Source organism: Bacillus sp. mrc49 (genome assembly GCF_002803435.1).
This window is the reverse complement of record NZ_PHNG01000391.1, coordinates 1-318: the sequence shown is the minus strand read 5'-3', so window position 1 is coordinate 318 and position 318 is coordinate 1. Positions and strand designations below refer to the sequence as shown.

Genomic DNA, 318 nt, shown 5'->3' with positions numbered 1-318 from the left:
TCTCCCGGGTCAATATTTTTCCGTTGTTTTGAATGAGGTACTCCAATAGTTCGTACTGCTTCAAGGTCATTTTGATGACCTTGCCATCAACTGAAATATCCTTTTCTTTTTCCAGCAATTCGATTCCACGGTACTTCACATGCTGCGAAAGCGTTATGATGCCGCTTCGGCGAAGGAGGGCGCGGATCCTTGCCTTAAGCTCCGGTGCCTGGAACGGTTTGACTAAATAGTCATCACCGCCCATCTCAAGCCCTCTGACACGATCCTCAAGGCCATCCTTTGCCGTCAAAAACAAAACGCTTGTATCGATTTTTGCTT

Annotated in this window: 1 protein-coding gene; it reads right to left on the bottom strand. The window is 46.9% G+C overall.

Features of this window, described 5'->3' with window-relative positions:
* Positions 1-318: response regulator transcription factor (locus CVN76_RS02455; protein WP_157805482.1), on the bottom strand; the 318-nt coding region annotated here is incomplete at both ends.